The organism is Sporomusa sp. (assembly GCF_035561255.1).
In the GTDB taxonomy this organism is placed as follows: domain Bacteria; phylum Bacillota; class Negativicutes; order Sporomusales; family Sporomusaceae; genus Sporomusa.
In genome coordinates this window covers 1-19,391 of the sequence record NZ_DATMXX010000314.1, presented here as the reverse complement: position 1 = coordinate 19,391, position 19,391 = coordinate 1, and the positions used below count along the sequence as shown (strand labels likewise).

The window sequence follows — 19,391 nt, the reverse complement described above, 5'->3', positions numbered from 1 at the left end:
ACTTAAATTTTTCTAGTCCATCAGAGATCATGATCAAACCCTGTTTTCCGGAAATCCCGCTCCTTCATGTCTGCCGCATTACAGGCCATTTTCTGCAGCAGGCCATAGACCGTGCTGCGTTCCGCTGCCGTCAAATCACTTGTCATTACCTCCGCCCAATCATTGAGTACTGAGCGGATGACTGGTTCCATGGCCCGCCCTTTCTCTGTCAGAAACACCTTATTGGCGCGTTTATCGCTCAAATCAACCTGCCTATATATATACCCTTGCTCCTCTAACGCCAGAATCGCCCGGGCCGTTGTCGCCTTATCCACGTAGAAATATTTGCTCATTATATCTTGTGTTACGCCTTCCTGACGATACAAGAATAATAAATACCGGTAATGTTTGTTGCCAATACCATAGTCAGCAAAGCTTTTGTCAAAATAAGCCTGCCCAGTGCGGTATAGAATTGATATCCACTTTCCCATATACGGTCGTTCCTGCATATGTCACCTGCCATTTACATATTCGGTCATACCAAGGCTTACGTCTGCTTACTACAAAACTATCACAAATTAGTTGACCGCGCAACTATTTTGTGATAGTTTTGTACTTATAGTATTATCAGAGGAGCATTAATCCTATGCGGATTGTGAAATCGTTGTCCAGCACACATCCCTTCCGGGCCTTAAAACACCGCAATTATGCATTATTTTTCTTTGGCCAGGGTATCTCATTAATCGGAACCTGGATGCAGCGCATCACGATCGGCTGGTTAGTATACCGGCTGACAGGATCAGCCCTAATGCTTGGCACGGTTAGCTTCGCCACGCAAATCCCAACCCTCATTTTAGCGCCATTTGCCGGCGTACTTGCCGATCGCATGAACAAGCACCGGCTTTTGCTTATTACCCAGATCCTCTCCATGCTGCAGGCATTGGCGCTGGCAACCCTTGTCCTCTCAGAGCAGGCTCAAATCTGGCATATCATTGCCCTGGGCTCATGCCTCGGGATCATTAATGCTTTTGATATGCCTGTCAGACAATCATTTATCATCGAAATGCTTGAATCAAAAGAAGACTTAGGCAATGCCATCGCTTTGAATTCTTCGCTGGTCAACGGCGGAAAAATAATGGGTCCTTCCATTGCCGGTATGCTCATCCTGCTGCTGGGGGAAGGAATGTGCTTCCTGTTAAATGGCCTTAGTTATATTGCCGTTATCCTGGCCCTACTATCCATGAGGGTATCGGTACAACCGCCACTTGCTCCACAGAAAAAAATATGGCTTGAATTGCAGGAGGGATATCATTATGCCATATCCTCCAAAACAATCCGCTCGGTACTCATGCTGGTTGCACTGGTAAGTCTGGCTGGCATGCCCTACATTGCATTGATGCCGGTCTTTGCCGGGACAATCTTGCAAGGCGGCCCGGATACGCTGGGATACCTGATGTTTGCGAATGGTGCCGGTTCATTAATCGCCTCTGCCTTCCTCACTACACGCGCCGGTAAAGTTAGATTAGGCTATCTGCTTATTTTTGCCTCGTCGCTCTTAGGTTTAGGTTTAATTTTATTTTCTTTGTCTACTCAGTTTTGGCTTTCACTTGTTGTTATTATCAGCGTTGGCTTTGGCATGATGCTGCACTCTGTTTGCAGCAACACGCTGCTGCAAACGGTTGTCGCCGATAACAAACGAGGTAGGATCATGAGTTTTTATACTATGGCTAATATGGGCACAACACCTTTGGGTAATCTACTGGCTGGAGTTTTCGCCAACAACTGGGGGGCTGGCCCCACCATTTTTGTTTGTGGTATTTGCTGCATCCTGGGGTCAACTATTTTTGCTTTGCGGGCAAAAATACCAAAAGATGTCCTTCCCCATTGACACCAGCATCCTGCCTGTAGTACTATAATCTTAAATTACAAAAGCTGATCGGTAAACACCGAAGGCTAAGGTATATCTGCTGATATGCCCTAGCCTTCGGTGTTTTTTTACACATGCAGCTGCCTCCCCATCAATTAATCATATAGCAATAAGGCCAAAGAGATTGCTAATAAGCAACTTCTTTGGCCTTATTGCCTGATTTGTCTTGTTAATACCCTCAATGTGTGTAGAGATATTGTTTTGTCTGTCTCTAATTGAATCGTGTAAGCACGACTGAATAAATGTCTTCCAGCAGCTTCAGCCCGCCGCCATAGCCTACATAAGAACTGTTAATGACCAGCCTTTCCTTCACCGGCCAGGAAACAGACAGGTAATGCGCCTGGGTTTTCTGCGCCACTTTCTTTTCCCAGGAACTGCCGATAATGAGGGGATAACCGGAAAAATACGTGTCCTTAATTTCATCCTGGATCAGATAGCCATCTGAAAGAAAGCTCACATCTGCGGCGATCCCATAGTTCAACTGTTTGAATTCCTCCCGGATCTGTTCCTGATACTCAGGTGGCGTATTGTCGGTAATATATTGCTTAGAGGGAAACAAACCAACATCATTCACCAGAAACTTGGTGATGGCTAAGGAATATTGCGCATCGGAAACGACAACAAACCGTTTGGACATCACCCTGGTTTCCAGAAATACGTCGGCAAACCGTTCAATAAAATAGTAATATTTTCTTTCATTCTCCGTAATAATATCCTCAACCTTTTGCTTGTCGATCCCGGCAAAGCCGCCCACTGCCCGTAAGAACTTACTGGTTTCAAAAGAACCGATAGGCAGTGTGGGAAGGTGCAGGTAGGGTGTCCCGAATTTCTCCTGCAGGAGTTTTACATTACTCAGGCCAACCCAGGGCGATACCAGCAGGTTAAGTTCCGCTGCCGGTATTTTGTCGATATTTTTAATGCCCCGGTCATACCCAAAAATGGTATTCGGGATGAGTCCAAGCTGGGCAACAAGGTTTTCCAGTTCGAATAAATTGCCGTACCAAAAGGGATCATATTGCGGAACACTTGCCCAGATATTCACAAGCCCTTTGGTCTTTTGTGCTGCCGGCTGCAGGTATTGCTCAATAATCGCCTGAACGACCCACTCATGGCCCAGCAGATTATTCCCCTTAAAGCCTGCTGTTGAAGCAAAAATGACGGGTTTTTCCCCAGCCTGGAATGAACGGACGACCTCTTCCATATCATCGCCGATAATTTCGGAAGAACAACTGCTTAGTACAACATACATGTCGGCATTAATGACTTTAAGAGCATGCTCAATGGTTTCCCGTAAGCGTTCCCCGCCGCCGAAAACTACGTCCTTTTCATTAAGATTGGTGCAGGGAAAAATCCGGGGGGCAAAATGCCCCGAGCCGCCATAGTTTCCTCCCTGAAGCTTATCGGCACAGCCGGGGCCTGAATGCAGAATCGGTAAAGCTCCTGTAATTCCCTGGACTGTCTGCATGGCCGACATGGCGCATTTGTATCTGGGTTGATCCAATATTTTCGGCATCTATTTTGCCTCCGCTTTTAAGAATGTCGCATTATCCTGCTGATACCACCAATCGGAATAAGGCAGCGTGATTCTGGCAGCAAGATTTTTTTCGAAACTCCGGTTTCTTATGGTATCAAGTATGGTATTGGCGAAGTCCAGCGTTCCCCTGTAGCCGAAAGTCTTATACTCATCCCCGAGAAAAAGCGCCGCAGTTCCCTGCTTGATGGCCCAGACTGTTGTACCCGGGTGTCTGGCTAAATAAATATCCGGCTTATAGGTGTTTAATATATTAAGGATTTCAAAATTCTGCTGGTCGCTGACACTGACTTTCAGGTTACCAGGATTCTCTTTTAACAAATAGTCAAGATAAGGAGGCAGCTCATTATCGTCATATTTCGTGTCATAATGCCACGAAGCCACCCATACAACTTCAATGCCAAGCTCCTGCAGCACACGGGATACCTGGAAAGCAAAGCTGGCTCCCATTCCCAGGACGGCCCGCAGTCCTTTCAGTTCTTTTTTTACTTCCTCAATCTTAGGCAAATAGAAGGCCCGCTCCCGTTCAATATAAGCTTCGGCTTCCTCTTGTTTATGAATGACACGGCCTATTTCCCTGAGCCAGATTTCAAAACCGGCAATCCCTAACGGATTGATGGTCTTCACATAAGGGACTCCATATTCCTGTTCCAGGCCATTTCCCAAATAGGTCCCCAGAGTGCCGCATATTGACACGGTAGCAAGCGCTTCCGGCAGATGGGAGAGTTCCTCCACTGTGGAATTGGCATAGAAGAAAAAGGGTTCAACCCCAAAGTTGGCAAAAATCTGGATGATTTCTTTTCTGGCGCTTTCATTGAAATTTTTAAAGTTGATCACATTTTTCTTTTGTTGCGGCGGCTTTACAATGCCGGTCAGCACGGCATGATCTGCGGCGTCAAAGCCTGATGCCCAGACTCTTGATTTAAACCCTTCACAATGGACAGGCACCAAAGGAATGGGCAGTTCCGAGCTCAGTTCGGCAACCACACTGTCAACATCTTCGCCGATAATGCCGGACACGCAGGAAGTGCCCACAAAAATCGCCTTCGGCTTATAGCGGTTATAGGTTTCGATGATAATTTCTCTAAGACCCTCTGTTGCCCCAAAAATTGTATCCGCTTCATCCATATCGGTTCCGAGGAAAACGGTATTGTATTCAACGCCCCGTTTGGCCGCAAGCTGAGTATGATGGACAATGGTCGTAGAAGCTCCTGCCGTGCAGCCTGAGGGTGCGTGATTGATCACGGCAACGTCGATGATGCTGGCAAGCTGGTTTAAGGCGCAGCCGGCATCACAAGAACTGGACTGGCTAAAGCAGCGCTCTTTTTCCTGCAGCGTTCCGCATTTACTCTGATTGATCAAGTCGTGAAGGTCGCCGGAATAGCCGGTAATAGACCCTAATCTGGTTTCCCTGGTGCCTGCCGCAGTAACAGTTAAATTAATAGACATCCCTTCATCCCCTTTGTCGATTTTCCAATACTCTTCAAAATTCAAGCTTTGCTATTGTTCCGGCCTTTTCTACACCAAAATAAAAAGGCTAACGAGACATTCTTCAATGTCTCATTAGCCTTTAGTACTTTAACTAATCAGCAATGCAGCCTATTGTATTAAACTCCGCCGGACACCTAACGCTAACATCAATATATATTTTCTATTATAATCCCTTATTTTGGTATGTCAAGAAATAAACGGTAACTGTTCTCTCTACTTTCTCCGCTTGCCGCCCCTCCCCCGCTTCAATTAGCTCTGGCTGACTTCCAGCGCCTCTTCCAGGTAGTAGAGCAAATCACATCGCCCGCCGTCCGGCCATGTCCTCTTGCCTCATGGATATAAACCGAAAACCCCGCCTGAGCTGCTGTTTCACTAAACTCCCGGTAATAATGAGCAGTCTCCCCTAACCCATGGGCAATCTGAATAATGCCTTTCAGTTTTTCTTTTGCCACCGGCCAGTGCTCGGCGTACAGGTTCACAGCGTCGGTGGATTGGCAGAAAAATACAACCGGCTTCATGATAAGATCCTGCGACATGTTAGTGGCCTTCTCCGGCATAGCAAAAAACTTTTTCATACAATAACATGGGGGGTTCTTTTCTCACTATCCGGCGGTTCAATTCATATTGATCAATAAATTTTTGCACCGCTTGTTCAGCTTGTAAAGCCTCGTCGACAGTCGCCGCTGTTTTCTCGGCCTCCAGCAGCAGCGGATATTCCAAAATGGCGCATGTCATAAGCTTAAAGGATAATTGATGTACTTCGCTCCTGCCAATCAGGCTGGTTCCTGTAAAAGACATAAATTTCTCATGCCCCGAATCGGTCAGCAGCTGATGTACATTCTGAGGAGTAACCGGCGCATTTTTTCCTTTAATTTTCTTTAAGATAAGGCTATCTTCCTTACCGCCGGTAATTTCTTCATCCCGCTCCAGGCGGATATTGCACTGATGCCCAATATCCACTCCCTTATAGCCCCAAAATACTTTTTTGCTGCCATTCCAAATGACGTTCGAAAGTCTAAGCAATTTTCCCGACTGGAATAACGCCAGACCATAGGTGCTGGTTTCCCAGGCTACCTCGTTGTGCAAAATATTTTTTAAAAATGGCAGGGCACTCATGGCTTCGGCAACATCATGAAAGTAAACCCTGGTCTCCACTTCATAAGCCGCGTCCTGATCCAAGCTGCTCCCCTCCTTACATGGTATGCATTGTTACAATACCATGTCTCGTCCTGCTGATATCCTTCTCTGTTACTTATTCTTTTGCAAGCTGATAAATCGCGTTGGCGTAAATTTCGGTAGCCTTGAGCAATGCATCAACGGCAATCCATTCATTTTTTTGGTGCGCCGTGCTGGTCCCTTCCGGGAACCTGGCGCCAAAGGCCACAAAATTTCCTAATATGCGGGCATAGGTTCCACCGCCCATGGACAGCGGCTTGCCTGTTAACCCGGTTACCCCGGTATACGCCTGGAGCAGGGTTTTTACCAGAACCGAATCTTCCGGCACACAATGAGGCGATGAGTTGGTATAGTCTTCAAAAGAAAAGCGGTAAGGCTCGCCCGCCTTTTTTAGTTTTTCGATAATCTTACCGGCATCTCCTGTAACCGGGTAACGAATATTAATCGTAATTTTGGCATTTTTTTCATCGACATCAATTAACCCCAGATTATAGGTCAATGGCCCGGAAAGCTCATCTTCAAGAGCAATGTCCAGACTTTCACGGTTCGAAGCAATTTGCAAAAAGTCAAGAACTGGATGGGTGAGCACCGCTTGCAATTCTCCGGCAAGCTTAACAATCGCATTTTCACCCTTTTCCGGTGTAGACGCATGGGCGGCAATACCGGTCGCTTCATAGGTTTTTCCCTCAACTACCGCTTTTGCATACTGCGGCACAACATTGCGCGCAGTCCCGCCCTTAAAGCGCAATGTTTGAATTCCCTCCGGCAGAGTTGACGCAAAAGTACCACTGATGATGCCTTTCTCCGCATTAACTACCGGGAAAGAACCGTCCGGTGTGAAACCGCATGTTGGCAACCCTTCGACTTTACTGTAATGCTTTATGCATTCAAAGCCACTTTCCTCATCGCAGCCGAACACCAGGCGGACCCGTTTCTTAAGTGGCAATCCACTGTCATGGACAAGTTTAAACGCATAGAGTGCGGCAACGGCCGGCCCTTTATTATCGGATGCGCCACGGCCATAGATCCTGCCATCATGAAGTTCACCCCCGAAAGGAGGATACTCCCAGTCACCCCCCTCGGGTACTACATCCAAATGCGGGATAACAGCAACCACTTCTTCACCGTCGCCAAATTCCAGATAACCGGCATATCCATCCAAATCCTTTACTGTAAAACCCCATGTTGACCCTAGGTTCAATACATAATCCAGCGCATCCCGGTTGCCCCGGCCAAAAGGCGCGTTGGGCAAAGCTTCTGTTTCTACCGTATTAAACTGAATCAACCGTTGCGTTGTTGCTACAATATCCGCTTGCCAGGCAAGCACTTCATTTTTGAAAGCCATGATAAAATCCCCTTTTTCATCCAAAATAAGCCCTCTCACGTCGAAATAAAAAAGGCCAGGAAACCCCCCCCCCGCGGGAAGCTTCCTGGCCTTTAGCCGTTTATAAGGTCCCACCTCATCCCAGGGCACTGCAGAAATGCTACTTCTTGCAGATAAATATCAACTCCGGACCCTCACTGATTGGCCGTCCGTCATAATAACCCATTTCATCTTCAATCGTAAATCCGTAAGCTGTTAGGAGATTTCTAATCTGGTCTTCATAATAATATTTTAAGGCAAGTGGTTCCACCAACCGCCTGATGGTTCCTTGCTCATGAACATCATACACCAGCTCCGGATAGATGATCTGTTCCTCAACATCAATTTTCCGTCTGATGCTGGTCCTTCGCACCGTATTTCCGGTCTTAGGATCAACCAGCTCCCAATCCAGCGTTTCCGGCTGAACCCAGGCCTCATCCAACCGGGCATAGGGACGAAAAACATCAATAATGAACCGTCCGTCGTCCGCTAAATGGCGGTAAACGGCGGCTAAACAAGCGCCCTGCTGCTCATTGGAGATAAGGGCCTGAAATCCCCTGAACGGAATAATGATGAGAGAAAAGGTTTTTTCAAGCGCAAACTTCGTCATATCAGCATGAAATACATGCAGCCTGTTTTGCACCGCTGCCGGTAGCTCTTGTATTTTTGCCGTCATTTCAGCCAGCATTTCTTTCGACAAGTCAATGCCCCAGACCTCATTGCCGGCGACTGCCAAGGGGATGGAAACCCGGCCGGTGCCGCAGGCCAGTTCCAGTATGCCGCCGGCTAATCCGGCAGCCTGCTTCCGGTAAAAATCTATATCATCCTTTGTCACACTTCGCTCATCAAGGTCATACAGCCCGGCCGTACACCGGAATAAATTGTCCTGGGTTCGCCCCACATTCCATCCCCCCGTTCTGTTTGATAAGAGTACCATCCCTGACATTAATTGCCGAAGCTACGAACCCTCTCTTTCTCCCAAAACTGAATCATGCCATGACCAAATTTTTCGTTAGGTCTTTTCCAAAAACCGAACTTCTCATAAAAACCTTCCTTCCCTTTTGCCGACATTAATCCGACTATAGTTCCGGGATAAGCATTTTCACTAATGAAATCCATAACTTTCGTCATCATAACCGCACCAATACCCAGCTTTTGATATTCAGGTTTGACAATAACATCCTGGATATAGAAACAGGTACTCCCATCTCCCACTACCCTGGCTGCGCCAATAATTTCCTTGTCCAATACTGCAACGACTCCATACAGGGAATTCGCTAATCCTTTTTCCATACTTTTTTTATCGATATCCCGCCAGCCTGCCAATTTACGCAAAGTTAACATGGCGTCTACCGGCGGTATGCCTTCAATAACTTCATAGTTATAATTCTGCATAATAAAACCCTTTCCTTTTTTTACTAAACAAATCCCAAGGCACGCCAGTATCCGCACAGTCACCTCAACCATATTTGCATAAAAGACCGTCATCCGGCTTAAACAAACCTATATTCTCAGCCTCTGCTTTTACAGTCAGCCTATCTAGGCTTATAATGTTATGGATTTATATAAACGTTAAACCCTGTTTTTACTCCTCTGGAAATCCTGCTTTTTCATAAAACCTTAATGTTTCTTCCTTCTTTGACCCGGTTAGCAACATAACTTTGTAGCAATTATTTTCTTGGGCAATGTCCAAGGCTTTATGCAGCACCTTTGTGCCATAACCCCTTTTTCGATAATCCGGATGAGTAACAACATTTTCAATTAATCCATAGGGACGCGCATTCCGGGTGAGATTTTTAATAATTGCCAGAGCACAGGTTGCCACCAGCTCACCTTGTGTCTCTAAAACCAAGTAATGTAAACCCGGGTCATGGTGAATTTCGCTCCATAATAAATCCAACGCACCGTCTCTGATAAATTCCGGATCGTCAGGGTTCAATTTTTTATATAAAACCAACAATTTTTCAAGTTCTTCATAACGAATTAACCGGACAGTCTCACTCATAGATATTCCCCCCTTTACTGCTACCATCATAGGTTCACTGCCAGGTAAATAAACCGGCGGAGAAACATTTAAATCACGGCATGGGGTACATGTTACCAGTCGGCCAGTTCCTTGCCTATTGCATAGGCAGTTTGCAGAAACTGCTTATGCTCACGCGCAATGCCGGTTTCACGCAAGCCGCTTCCCACCAATGGCTTGGGGCCTGCTACAAATCCGATGCGTGACAATACCCGCGCAGTCGCCTCAATCGTATTTGCGTAAAGCCCGTCATCCGGCTGGCCCTGGGTGAATACCAGGGAGAATTTCTTGCCTGCCTCCAGGCTGCTGGTAGAATCAGCTTTAATATACCCGTACAACCGGTCCATGAACAGGGCCGTCTGCGCCGTAAAGCGCCCAAAATAAACCGGTGAGCCCAGAATAATAGCGTTTGCGCTGTCAATGGCTTCAAAAACCCCGGTCAAATCGTCCTTGACGACACATTTTCCGGCTTTCTTACAGCCGTAGCACGCCTGGCACCCCCGAATCGCAAGGTCATTCAGGTAATATAGCCCGGTTTCACTCCCTTGCGCTTTAGCACCTTCCAAAGCCTTCTGCACCAGCACATCGGTATTGCCGTTTTTTCTCGGACTGCCAACCAACCCAATAATTTTCATTAACCACTCCTTATGTTTTATTTTCCTATCTATCACAACAAAAACTGGACAGACATTGACTGTCTGCCCAGCCTTACTTCCTGCTTCCTCATCGTAGCCGCCTATGGGTAGATGTTAATCAATAGCTTTCCCAAATAACAATTTCGTTTAACGGCTTGCGCGCTTCGTTATGCCGGTCCGGTGACTTGGCTTCCCCGGCAGCATAGCCGACCCCAATTATATTAATTGGTTCAAGGTGGTCCGGAATATTAAATTCTTGGCGAATCACAGCCGGATCAAAATAACATACCCACAGCGTTCCCAGGCCCAGTTCAGTTGCCGCCAGGATGATATGATCGGTAACAATACTGGCATCAATATCCACACTTTTTTTCTTGTCATAGGGCCGTACCCAGGCAGTGTCATGATCGCTAACCACAATAATAGCCAGAGGTGCGCCATATACATTAGCCCCTTTTTTGAGTTTCTCCAGACCGGTCTGCTCCCGCACAACAATCAACCGGCTGGGCTGATTGTTATGAGCAGAAGGTGCAACGCGGCCAGCTTCCAATAGCTTCTGCAGCTTTTCTGATTCCACCGGCCTATCCTCATATTTGCGCACAGAATAGCGTTTTTTTACCAAATCGAGAACACTCACCAAAATCCCCTCCCAATATACTTTACTGTATATCATTCCCCAAATAACAGGGAAGGCGCAGATCTCTGCCTTGCAGATCAGCGCCTCTGGTTCGTCTAGTCAACATATTCAAGTAAAAATGAATTACCCTGTATATTTAATTATAACTATAGCATAATCGCGTCTTTTAACGCCAATATAGGCTGCCTTCGTCTGTCAGATCTTTAAAGAGAACCGTTGATAAATACCGTTCCCCAGTATCCGGCAGCAGAGCAACCACCGTTTTTCCGGCATTCTCAGGCCGCCTGGCTATCTGAGCGGCAGCAAATGCCGCAGCACCAGAGGAAATGCCGACAAGCAAGCCCTCCACCCTCGCCAGCACCCGGGCCGTATCAATTGCCTCATCATTTTTCACCTTATAGATTTCATCGACAGCCTCAAACCTAAACACCTTGGGCACAAAGCCGGCTCCAATACCCTGAATCTGATGCGGGCTGGGATTACCGCCTGATAATACAGCAGAATCATTTGGCTCAACGGCAACAATCCTGACACCCGGCTTACGAGCCTTGAGCACCTCACCAACACCGGTAACGGTACCGCCGGTGCCTACACCGGCGACAAATATGTCGACTTTGCCCTCGGTGTCACGCCAGATTTCCTCTGCTGTTGTCTCCCGGTGAATGGCCGGATTAGCGGGATTATTGAATTGCTGCAATATAACAGAGTCCGGAATCCGTACCGAAAGCTCTTCCGCTTTACGGATAGCACCCTTCATCCCATCAGCGCCTGGTGTCAGTATCAGTTCAGCGCCCAGGGCTTTTAACAAAGCCCTGCGCTCCAGGCTCATGGTGTCCGGCATGGTAAGAATAATACGATAGCCTTTGGCCGCGGCCACAAAGGCCAGGCCAACACCGGTATTGCCGCTGGTTGGCTCAATAATCACCGACCCGGACTTAAGCACGCCTGTTTTTTCAGCATCCACCACCATTGAATTGGCAATTCTGTCTTTTACACTACCGAGTGGATTATAATATTCAAGCTTAAGCAGCAGTTCAGCGTTTAGTCTGGCCAATTTCGCAAAAGAATTGGGCCGTAATAACGGCGTATTGCCAATGAGCTCTGTCAGGTTATCTACAATAGCAGGCATTCCTATTCCTCCCCATAGTTAGTTCTAATTATACAACTACCTCGACTTGGTCAAGGTACTAGCCTTGTTGTGCTTCTTTGATATTATCAAACGGATTGCTTTCATACCATTCCGGCCGGAACGGCAAGGCTACATTGGCCCCGATCTTTTTCGAAAAAGCGGTATTTTGGAGTCTTCTTGCTGCTTTTCTTGCCAGTTCAAAGGCCCCTGAATACCCCATATAGTTAAACGACTGGCCAAAAAGCGGCGTAGTCGTTATCCCCAGTTTGGTTACCCATGCATTGGCCCCGGTATGACCAACATAAAGATCTGGCCTGAGGCGGTTGAGTACAACCAGTTCTTCTGATGGCTGACCTGGAGCAACATCAATAACAGCCTCCTGGTCATCAATATCATCAATCATCGGCACAGCAAAACGGTCGAAATTATGTGGTTTTAGTCCCAAAACCTTCATCCCTAATGACTGATAAAACTCAGCGGTGGTAAAGATACGGGTTTCGCCGCCGCCCACAAACACCGTCTTGCCTTTTAATACTTTTTTAAATGGTTCCAGCGCCTCTTCCAGCTGCGCGTTTTCAATTGCGATCAGCTTTTCTACCTCGTCTTCAAGCTTAAAGAATTTGGCAATAACCCGCAGCCATTGATTGGTATTTTTGATACCGATAGGCAGGGTGTCAATGACATATTCTGTGCCGAAACGCTCTTTTAAATGGCCGATAAGATAGTCATCATGGGTAGCGCAAATACTAATATTAAGCGCCGCCTCACCGATACGTGAAATCTCTTCAATACTGGCATACAGGGGCATGACCCGCACATTCAGGCCGAGAGCCTTAAGCAGCCTTGACAGCTCTACCTCATCCCCATAGCTTGTGGAGCCAACATTTAAGAGGTTTACCGTTTTACTGTGCAGATACTTTTCGGCAGCATCCGCAGTGGCCCCGGCAACATCCTCCGGAGTCGCCCTGTCGTATTTTTTAATGGGATCAACCAGCTTTTTTAATACCCCATGATAGGCCGAGTCATAGCCTGTAGCCACAAACTTGCTTTTAAAGCCTTCGCAGTGAACAGGTACTACCCTGGCAGACAGCTGACCGTCAAGCTCATCGATTAAAGAGTCGATATCATCACCGATAATACCTGGTACGCAACTATTGCCAACGATAATCGCATCCGGGCGATATTCCTTCTCTGCATACAATATTGCTTCCCGCAATTTATCAATACCACCGGAAATGACATCATTTTCATCCAGGTTTGTGTGCAGCCAGATATTATCAGTCACCGGTTTGTGCTTTAGCACCCGGAAGGTTTTACTATACCCGGCTACCCCCAGATTATTGGAGGCGCAGCCCAGCGGTCCATGGATGACAACAACCACATTCTGGAATGATCTGACAATACCCAGGGCCAGGCTTAATTGGCAGCCGCCGCCCTGCGCAAACTTTCTGCTGTTATACTTGGTGCACCCCTGCCCCATTCCATGCTTCAGCCCTGTGCAGGAACCGCCAAAGGCATATGTCGCCTCAATCCGTTCCTCCCTGGTAGGTGCAGCCTCGGCTGATAAATAGTCATACGTAAGGTCTTTAGTTAATTTGGACATTGTTATACCCCCTCCTATCGATTGCTGACAAGCGCCGAGAAAAGATCTTCGGCAAGTGATAAACCACCCAGATACCCGGTATAGCCTTTATTTAAAACTGCCCGGTTTGTGACCGGGAAAGAAACAGGCAGGAATGCGGCCCCGATCTTCTGAGCCGTAGAGCCCTCCAAGCTGCTGCCGACAAGGAAAGCAGGACTGAGAGCATCATAATATTTCTCATTGGTGTTGTGTTTCCAGCTCTTCCTGATATGGTTAAGAAGCTGTCCGGCATGCTGTTCAAATATTACTTTCGGTTTAGCTTCCGAGGTTAACTGGTTAAATTTCAGCTCATATTTCTTTTTGCTGATATCATCCACCTCTTCATTTATGACGACAAGATGTGGCACCCAGCCTAAATCATCAGCGAGAAAACTAGTCAGCGAAAACGCATAATTGATATCGGCGGAAACAATGGCATAACGCTGCAGATCTATATCACTGTAGATATCCAGAAACCGTTCAAGATAGCTGTAATATTCGCGTTTTTCCTCAGCAATAAGCGCGTTAATCGCCGCCGGCTCAATGCCCAGTTGCTTACCAATTTTGAATAAAAAGGCCTCGGTTCTGGTCTCGCCGATGGGAAGATCCACCGTAATATAGGGAATATTATGTTTTTCCTCAAATACTTTAGCTGTATCAATACCATATTTGTCCGAGAAAACGATTGTCAGGGCAGCATCCCCGTAATTTCTTATTTTTTCAATGGTCTCCCCATCGCCAAAGAAAGTATTGGCTTTTATGCCCAGTTTTTTTAACAATCTTTGAATTCCCTTAATATTACCCCGGAAAAATACGTCCTGGCCTGGCATAATCCCCAAGATATTGACAGTCTTTTCGGCCTTTATGGCCTTAGGTTCAATAAACTCGGCTGCCAGGGTGCTCAGCACCACATCATAGCCTTTAAAACCATTGCCGATAAAGCCAGGGGTGTTGGCGGCAAGTACAGGATACTTGCCATCCTTAAACCGGCGGGTTACACCGACAGCATCATCGCCGATGATTTCCACCTGACAACCTGTCACTACAAAGTACAGATCCCCGTCAATTATCTTGATGGTGTGGGTAATTTGCTCCTCCAACCGCTCCTCGCCGCCAAAAACGATATCCTTTTCGACAACATTTGAGGTGGGTGTCATATGACCGCTGCAATACCCGGAACCCTTGTAGCCACTTGCCTGGCTATAGGTACCAGCCAGCATCGTTGCACATCCGCCTGATGCATGAACGATCGGGATAGCCCGCGGCAGTGAGGATATCGTAACAATTGCACCACCCAAAGCGCATGTAGATTTAGCGCGTTCAATAAAAGTACCCATATAATAACCCCCTAATATTCAATCTTTTATATTAAGTAATAAAGATTGCAGCTATGGCTGTATGGTATTCGTAAATCTTTATTAACTTCATTGGTGTTAATTGTAAATTGCATTCATATGTGCTTTCATTTTCGGCAGGCAGTTATAAAAGGCAATTGCCCCCAGCAGGCAAATACTGCCGAAAATGCATTCAGTCGCCGGTGCCCCAATCCGTTCAGCCAGGAAACCGGCCAAAAGGCTGCCTAATGGTGTCAAACCCTGGAACGCCATCGAGTACATACTCATAATTCGCCCGCGCTTATCATCATCAACCACTGTCTGCAGCAGTGTATTTGTTGCAATGCTATGCATAATCATGCCAATGCCGGCAAAGAACATAATGCCTAAAGCCAGCCATATTGAGGTGTTTTGCGAAAAAATTGTCAGCGCTAAACCAAACAGCCCCGCGGCTACCGGAATAATATTCTCCAAACCGGCAACATAGGACCGCGCCGCTAAAAAGGAAGCGCCACAGATAGCCCCTAACCCTGTTGCCGAAAACAGAAAACCTAAAATATAGGAACCGCCGCCCAGCACCTGATCAGCAAAAATTGGCATAAATACAATATAGGGCATTCCTAAAAAACTGATGACCCACAGCAGAAAGAATAAATACCTAATGGGTAGAAATTGATATGCATAGGTAAAACCCTCGCATAATTCACGGCACATTGACCGGCTTGCCGACTCAATGTGTTTTGTACGAATCCTCATTGCCAGCAAGGCTGCAATCACGGCAACAAAACTACCGGCATTCAACAGAAAGCAGATTCCTTCGCCAACAATAGCAATTAGAATTCCGGCGATAGATGGCCCGATAAGACGCGCCACGTTGATAATAATTGAGTTTAAAGCAATCGCATTATTCATATCCTCCCGGTCATCGACCAGATCAACAATAAATGCATGCCGGGCAGGCATATCAAAGGCCTGAATGCACCCCAGCATTGTGCCCAAAGCCATCACATGCCAGACCTCGATCCGGTTACTCAATACCAGTACTGCCATCACAAGTGCTTGGAGCATCGACATAATCTGTGTAAAAATAATAATCTTATGTCGGCTGAAACGGTCAACCAGCAGCCCGGCCAATGGCCCCAGCATAAACCCTGGCATCTTACTGCAAAAATTAACTGTACCTAACATTAAGGCTGATCCTGTTAACTGGTAAATAAGCCAGTTGATCGCAATATCCTGCATCCACGTCCCAATCATTGAAATCGTTTGACCGGTAAAAAATAACCGGTAATTGCGATGACGCAACGCGCGTACCAGCAGCTTGCAATTAGAGGTAATTCTGTCTTGGATATCCCATTTGCTCCCCATAAAGCTTAACTATCTCCTCTTGCACTTCTTTTATCAAGGAAGAGTCTACCGCTTCTGTGTACAACGCGTTGTTAACACACACTACCTGCCTGCGCGCCAACATCGTGACTGCGAATTACCTGTACCAGATATGAAATTAAAAGGCTAAGGCGCTATTAAGCAGACCTTAGCCTTCTGTATTTTACTGATCAGCTAATGTTTCCTATTAAAACTTTTTTTACAAATCACAGGGGTTATGATTAAATCCCTCCTGCTATATATAACGCACTAAAGTATCTTGCAGTCTGGTGGTGTGTTGGAAAAAACGAAAGTCAAGCGCGAGCGGTAAAGTGTTGCGGAATATAGCTATAACTATTGAACCGTATCCTGTACATCTTTAAAGAAGACGAAGCTGTTTTTATGCAAGGCTTCTACATCCACACTCCCATTTAACATACCGACATTCTGTAATTGCTTGGCCGTTATTCCAAAGGCATCATAAGCACCCTTAACAGACGGGATATAGTTATAGGTTTTTAAGACTGTGGCATTAAAAGCAGCATCCCCGGCAACCCATTTCTTTTCTACCTGAATTTTTGCGGTTTCATCTTGATTTTTCTGAATCCAGGCACTGGCCTTCTGCATCGCCCGGGTATATTTTGCCGCAATCTCCGGATGATCTTTGGCTATATTGTCATGGACATAGGCCGAGCAGCAGTATTGCTTATTATATGGTTCAGTTACTGCCGAATCAACCAGCGTGACCAGAGCAAACTCTTTTTGGGCTACAGCTGCCGTCGGGTCATTCATGGCAAGCGCATCCACAGCGCCATTTTTGAGCGCAATGGGAAGATCACTGGCATTATATACGGCAAATTCGACTTCCATATTTTTTTCACTAACGCCAACACCGGCATCAGCAAGGGCACGTTTTGCAAAAATGATCGGACTGCTGGTCATGCTGGGAACCCCGATCCGTTTACCTTTTAGATCTGCGAGCGTTTTAATTCCAGTGTTGCTGGGAACCAGTACCTTATCGCAGCCAGTATGCAAACCGGTAGTTACTTTAATCGGCAACCCATTGGATAGTGGTTGCATCAGGCTGGCAAGCAAGCCAAACGCTGCGTCTATTTTGCCTGCGGTAATGGCTTCAAAAGTTGTTCCCGGTGCCAGCTTAATCAGATCAACCTTTAAACCCTCCTCGGCAAAAAAGCCCTTCTCAACTGCCATATGTACAGGAGCCTCACATAAGCTGCCGCTATAACCGACTTTCAGGACAAAGTCGTCCGCCTTAGTTACTGGTTTCTGTCCGCAGGCTGACAGCAATAATGTTGATATTACCGTCACAGCAATAATCGTCATTTTCTTTTTAATATTCATAATAACACCTCTTATAAATAATAAGTCGGTTCTTTTTCATTCCCGGCAAAATTCAATATTCCTAAGATTTTTGATCGCAAATTAAGGAATTCCGGATTACTACGCGCTCTTGGTCTTGAAAGCTTTACTTCAATGCAACTTTCAATCTTGCCTGGCCGTGGCGTCATAACAATAATACGATCTGACAAGTAAATGGCTTCATCAACATCATGAGTCACCATGATCATGGTAGTTTTCCGTTCCTGCCAGATACGAATCAATTCGTCCTGCATGTTCATGCGGGTAAAAGCATCAAGCGCCCCCAGCGGCTCATCCAGCAGCAGTACCTTGGGGTGATTGACCAGAGCCCGGGCCAGCGATGCCCGTTGTGCCATCCCACCGGAAAGTTGATGTGGATAGGACTTATGGAAAGTAGCTAAGCCTACCAGCTCAACAAACTTATCCACCTCGGCCTTATTTTGCTTATATACCTTGCGCGCCCTGAGACCAAAGGCGACATTGTCATGCACATTAAGCCAGGGAAACAGCATCGGGTTTTGAAACACCAGGCCGCGTTCATAGGTAGGCTCACGGATTTCCTCATCATCAATATACAGCTTACCGGCATCGGCGCCGTTTAACCCGGCAATCAGCCGGAGCAGGGTAGATTTGCCGCAGCCGGAGGGACCAATGAGCGAGACAAATTCACCGGCCTCAATTGTAAGATCAATACCACTAAGGGCAATAACATCCTCGGCATCCTGCTGGGAAAAACGCTTTACGACCCCTTCGATCTTTATTTCCCCTACCATTTTATGACTCCCTTCTGCCATACAAGTACCTGATCACGCACCTTGAACAGCAGCGTAATGAGAATTGAAAAGGTAACTGCGATGATGATAAGCCCCGCATACACATTGGCATAGGCCATCATCTCTTTCTGCCAGTTAATGTACCAGCCGATACCATTCTTGACCCCCAGCATTTCTGCTGTCATCAAGGTGATAAATGAGGCACATGTTCCATTAAAAAGTCCAATGAACATATGCGGCATGGAAGCAGGCACGCCTACTTTAAATATTTGATAATATTTCCCTGCCCCCAATGTACTGGAGACCTCAAAATACGCATTCTGCACATTCAAAATACCGCTGCTTGTCATAACAGTCGTAGGGAACCAAACAGCAAGGGCAATAAGAAAAGAACTGGCTGAAAACGTAGTGGGAAAACTTATCAATACCAGGGGAATCCAGGCGGTAGCAGGAATAGGACCCAGGACGCGGATTAACGGGTTGATCCAATAGCCTGCCGATTTGCTGAAACCCACGGCAATACCTGTGGCAAAACCGGCAATTGCACCAAAGAAATAACCCGTAAACAGCAGTTTGCCGGAAGAAGCCAGGCACAGGGCCAGGAATTCCCGGTCTTCCACAATAACTCCCAGTACCTTATCAAGTGATGGAAAGTATATTACCGGTAATAATGCAAGTTTTTTGGTTACTATGTTCAATACATTTAAAAATAAAAACATTACAGCAACAAACAAATTCTTTTCTTCTATCCAGGCTTTAGCCTTAGAGTTAAAATAAGATGCTATCGTAATGGTTGTGATAATTATGAGAAAACACGCCAGCAAATAGATAAAATAGGGGTGGTTTACAGGTGTATGTTTGCTAGCGTTTTCAACAAAAATATCTACAGCAATTGTCAGGACTATCGATAATACCGACAGCCATATTACTAGTTTCTTCATTACGATAACCTTCTTTCCTGATAAATAAGAGCAGATCTTTCAAGATTCTAATTCACCTGTTCATAATTATTTTATTGGGCTGATAT

At 46.4% G+C, this 19,391-nt stretch carries 19 protein-coding genes; 1 reads left to right on the top strand and 18 read right to left on the bottom strand.

Annotated features, from left to right (window positions below):
- Nucleotides 1-20: 20 nt before the first annotated feature.
- Nucleotides 21-488 carry a MarR family winged helix-turn-helix transcriptional regulator gene (locus VN379_RS17125; protein ID WP_325536021.1) on the bottom strand — a complete coding sequence of 156 codons (468 nt, stop codon included), beginning with the start codon at nt 486-488 and terminating at the stop codon, nt 21-23.
- Between the two features lie 137 nt (nt 489-625).
- On the opposite strand from VN379_RS17125, the gene VN379_RS17120 reads away from it, so the two are divergent.
- On the top strand, nt 626-1,867 hold the full coding sequence (locus VN379_RS17120; protein ID WP_325536019.1) for an MFS transporter: 1,242 nt from the start codon (nt 626-628) through the stop codon (nt 1,865-1,867).
- Nucleotides 1,868-2,117: 250 nt separating this feature from the next.
- On the opposite strand, the gene VN379_RS17115 is transcribed toward VN379_RS17120, so the two are convergent.
- The 17 genes from VN379_RS17115 to VN379_RS17035 form a co-directional block, all read right to left on the bottom strand.
- Complete coding sequence (locus VN379_RS17115) at nt 2,118-3,419, bottom strand: nitrogenase component 1 (protein ID WP_325536017.1); 1,302 nt, start codon at nt 3,417-3,419, stop codon at nt 2,118-2,120.
- Nucleotides 3,420-4,886, bottom strand: coding sequence for a nitrogenase component 1 (locus VN379_RS17110; protein ID WP_325536015.1), 1,467 nt, complete (start codon nt 4,884-4,886; stop codon nt 3,420-3,422).
- A 287-nt stretch (nt 4,887-5,173) separates the two neighbouring features.
- Nucleotides 5,174-5,464 carry an alpha/beta hydrolase gene (locus VN379_RS17105; RefSeq protein WP_325536013.1) on the bottom strand — a complete coding sequence of 97 codons (291 nt, stop codon included), beginning with the start codon at nt 5,462-5,464 and terminating at the stop codon, nt 5,174-5,176.
- A gap of 1 nt (nt 5,465) precedes the next feature.
- Nucleotides 5,466-6,107 carry a hypothetical protein gene (locus VN379_RS17100; RefSeq protein ID WP_325536011.1) on the bottom strand — a complete coding sequence of 214 codons (642 nt, stop codon included), beginning with the start codon at nt 6,105-6,107 and terminating at the stop codon, nt 5,466-5,468.
- Nucleotides 6,108-6,180: 73 nt separating this feature from the next.
- A complete protein-coding gene (locus VN379_RS17095) occupies nt 6,181-7,449 on the bottom strand; it encodes a Sapep family Mn(2+)-dependent dipeptidase (RefSeq protein ID WP_325536009.1) in 1,269 nt (422 codons plus the stop codon).
- 139 nt (nt 7,450-7,588) lie between these two features.
- Entirely contained in the window at nt 7,589-8,368 is a 780-nt protein-coding gene (locus tag VN379_RS17090; RefSeq protein ID WP_325536007.1) for a class I SAM-dependent methyltransferase, read from the bottom strand.
- Between the two features lie 44 nt (nt 8,369-8,412).
- Nucleotides 8,413-8,862 (bottom strand): GNAT family N-acetyltransferase, encoded by a 450-nt coding sequence (locus tag VN379_RS17085; RefSeq protein WP_325536005.1) that lies wholly within the window; start codon nt 8,860-8,862, stop codon nt 8,413-8,415.
- A gap of 190 nt (nt 8,863-9,052) precedes the next feature.
- Nucleotides 9,053-9,472, bottom strand: a complete 420-nt coding sequence (locus tag VN379_RS17080; protein ID WP_325536003.1) for a GNAT family N-acetyltransferase — start codon at nt 9,470-9,472, stop codon at nt 9,053-9,055.
- Between the two features lie 92 nt (nt 9,473-9,564).
- Nucleotides 9,565-10,125 (bottom strand): flavodoxin family protein, encoded by a 561-nt coding sequence (locus VN379_RS17075; protein WP_325536001.1) that lies wholly within the window; start codon nt 10,123-10,125, stop codon nt 9,565-9,567.
- A gap of 118 nt (nt 10,126-10,243) precedes the next feature.
- Nucleotides 10,244-10,762 (bottom strand): nitroreductase family protein, encoded by a 519-nt coding sequence (locus VN379_RS17070; RefSeq protein ID WP_325535999.1) that lies wholly within the window; start codon nt 10,760-10,762, stop codon nt 10,244-10,246.
- Nucleotides 10,763-10,928: 166 nt separating this feature from the next.
- Nucleotides 10,929-11,891, bottom strand: coding sequence for a cysteine synthase A (gene cysK / locus VN379_RS17065; RefSeq protein ID WP_325535997.1), 963 nt, complete (start codon nt 11,889-11,891; stop codon nt 10,929-10,931).
- A 58-nt stretch (nt 11,892-11,949) separates the two neighbouring features.
- A complete protein-coding gene (locus VN379_RS17060) occupies nt 11,950-13,494 on the bottom strand; it encodes a nitrogenase component 1 (protein ID WP_325535995.1) in 1,545 nt (514 codons plus the stop codon).
- 14 nt (nt 13,495-13,508) lie between these two features.
- A complete protein-coding gene (locus tag VN379_RS17055; protein ID WP_325535993.1) occupies nt 13,509-14,849 on the bottom strand; it encodes a nitrogenase component 1 in 1,341 nt (446 codons plus the stop codon).
- Nucleotides 14,850-14,945: 96 nt separating this feature from the next.
- Nucleotides 14,946-16,214, bottom strand: coding sequence for an MFS transporter (locus tag VN379_RS17050; protein WP_325535991.1), 1,269 nt, complete (start codon nt 16,212-16,214; stop codon nt 14,946-14,948).
- Nucleotides 16,215-16,565: 351 nt separating this feature from the next.
- Nucleotides 16,566-17,573: an ABC transporter substrate-binding protein gene (locus VN379_RS17045; RefSeq protein ID WP_325535989.1), complete on the bottom strand. Its 1,008-nt coding sequence runs from the start codon at nt 17,571-17,573 to the stop codon at nt 16,566-16,568.
- Between the two features lie 11 nt (nt 17,574-17,584).
- Entirely contained in the window at nt 17,585-18,364 is a 780-nt protein-coding gene (locus tag VN379_RS17040; RefSeq protein ID WP_325535987.1) for an ABC transporter ATP-binding protein, read from the bottom strand.
- On the bottom strand, nt 18,358-19,305 hold the full coding sequence (locus VN379_RS17035) for an ABC transporter permease (RefSeq protein WP_325535985.1): 948 nt from the start codon (nt 19,303-19,305) through the stop codon (nt 18,358-18,360). Before VN379_RS17035 ends, VN379_RS17040 begins: the two co-directional genes overlap by 7 nt.
- Nucleotides 19,306-19,391 lie beyond the last annotated feature (86 nt).

Excerpts from the sequence above, each read along its gene's own strand:
- VN379_RS17125 (WP_325536021.1), bottom strand. The coding sequence starts at position 488 with ATGCAGGAACGACCGTATATGGGAAAGTGGATATCAATTCTATACCGC.
- VN379_RS17120 (WP_325536019.1), top strand. The coding sequence starts at position 626 with ATGCGGATTGTGAAATCGTTGTCCAGCACACATCCCTTCCGGGCCTTA.
- VN379_RS17115 (WP_325536017.1), bottom strand. The coding sequence starts at position 3,419 with ATGCCGAAAATATTGGATCAACCCAGATACAAATGCGCCATGTCGGCC.
- VN379_RS17110 (WP_325536015.1), bottom strand. The coding sequence starts at position 4,886 with ATGTCTATTAATTTAACTGTTACTGCGGCAGGCACCAGGGAAACCAGA.
- VN379_RS17105 (WP_325536013.1), bottom strand. The coding sequence starts at position 5,464 with ATGTCGCAGGATCTTATCATGAAGCCGGTTGTATTTTTCTGCCAATCC.
- VN379_RS17095 (WP_325536009.1), bottom strand. The coding sequence starts at position 7,449 with ATGGCTTTCAAAAATGAAGTGCTTGCCTGGCAAGCGGATATTGTAGCA.
- VN379_RS17085 (WP_325536005.1), bottom strand. The coding sequence starts at position 8,862 with ATGCAGAATTATAACTATGAAGTTATTGAAGGCATACCGCCGGTAGAC.
- VN379_RS17080 (WP_325536003.1), bottom strand. The coding sequence starts at position 9,472 with ATGAGTGAGACTGTCCGGTTAATTCGTTATGAAGAACTTGAAAAATTG.
- VN379_RS17075 (WP_325536001.1), bottom strand. The coding sequence starts at position 10,125 with ATGAAAATTATTGGGTTGGTTGGCAGTCCGAGAAAAAACGGCAATACC.
- cysK (WP_325535997.1), bottom strand. The coding sequence starts at position 11,891 with ATGCCTGCTATTGTAGATAACCTGACAGAGCTCATTGGCAATACGCCG.
- VN379_RS17060 (WP_325535995.1), bottom strand. The coding sequence starts at position 13,494 with ATGTCCAAATTAACTAAAGACCTTACGTATGACTATTTATCAGCCGAG.
- VN379_RS17055 (WP_325535993.1), bottom strand. The coding sequence starts at position 14,849 with ATGGGTACTTTTATTGAACGCGCTAAATCTACATGCGCTTTGGGTGGT.
- VN379_RS17050 (WP_325535991.1), bottom strand. The coding sequence starts at position 16,214 with ATGGGGAGCAAATGGGATATCCAAGACAGAATTACCTCTAATTGCAAG.
- VN379_RS17045 (WP_325535989.1), bottom strand. The coding sequence starts at position 17,573 with ATGAATATTAAAAAGAAAATGACGATTATTGCTGTGACGGTAATATCA.
- VN379_RS17040 (WP_325535987.1), bottom strand. The coding sequence starts at position 18,364 with ATGGTAGGGGAAATAAAGATCGAAGGGGTCGTAAAGCGTTTTTCCCAG.
- VN379_RS17035 (WP_325535985.1), bottom strand. The coding sequence starts at position 19,305 with ATGAAGAAACTAGTAATATGGCTGTCGGTATTATCGATAGTCCTGACA.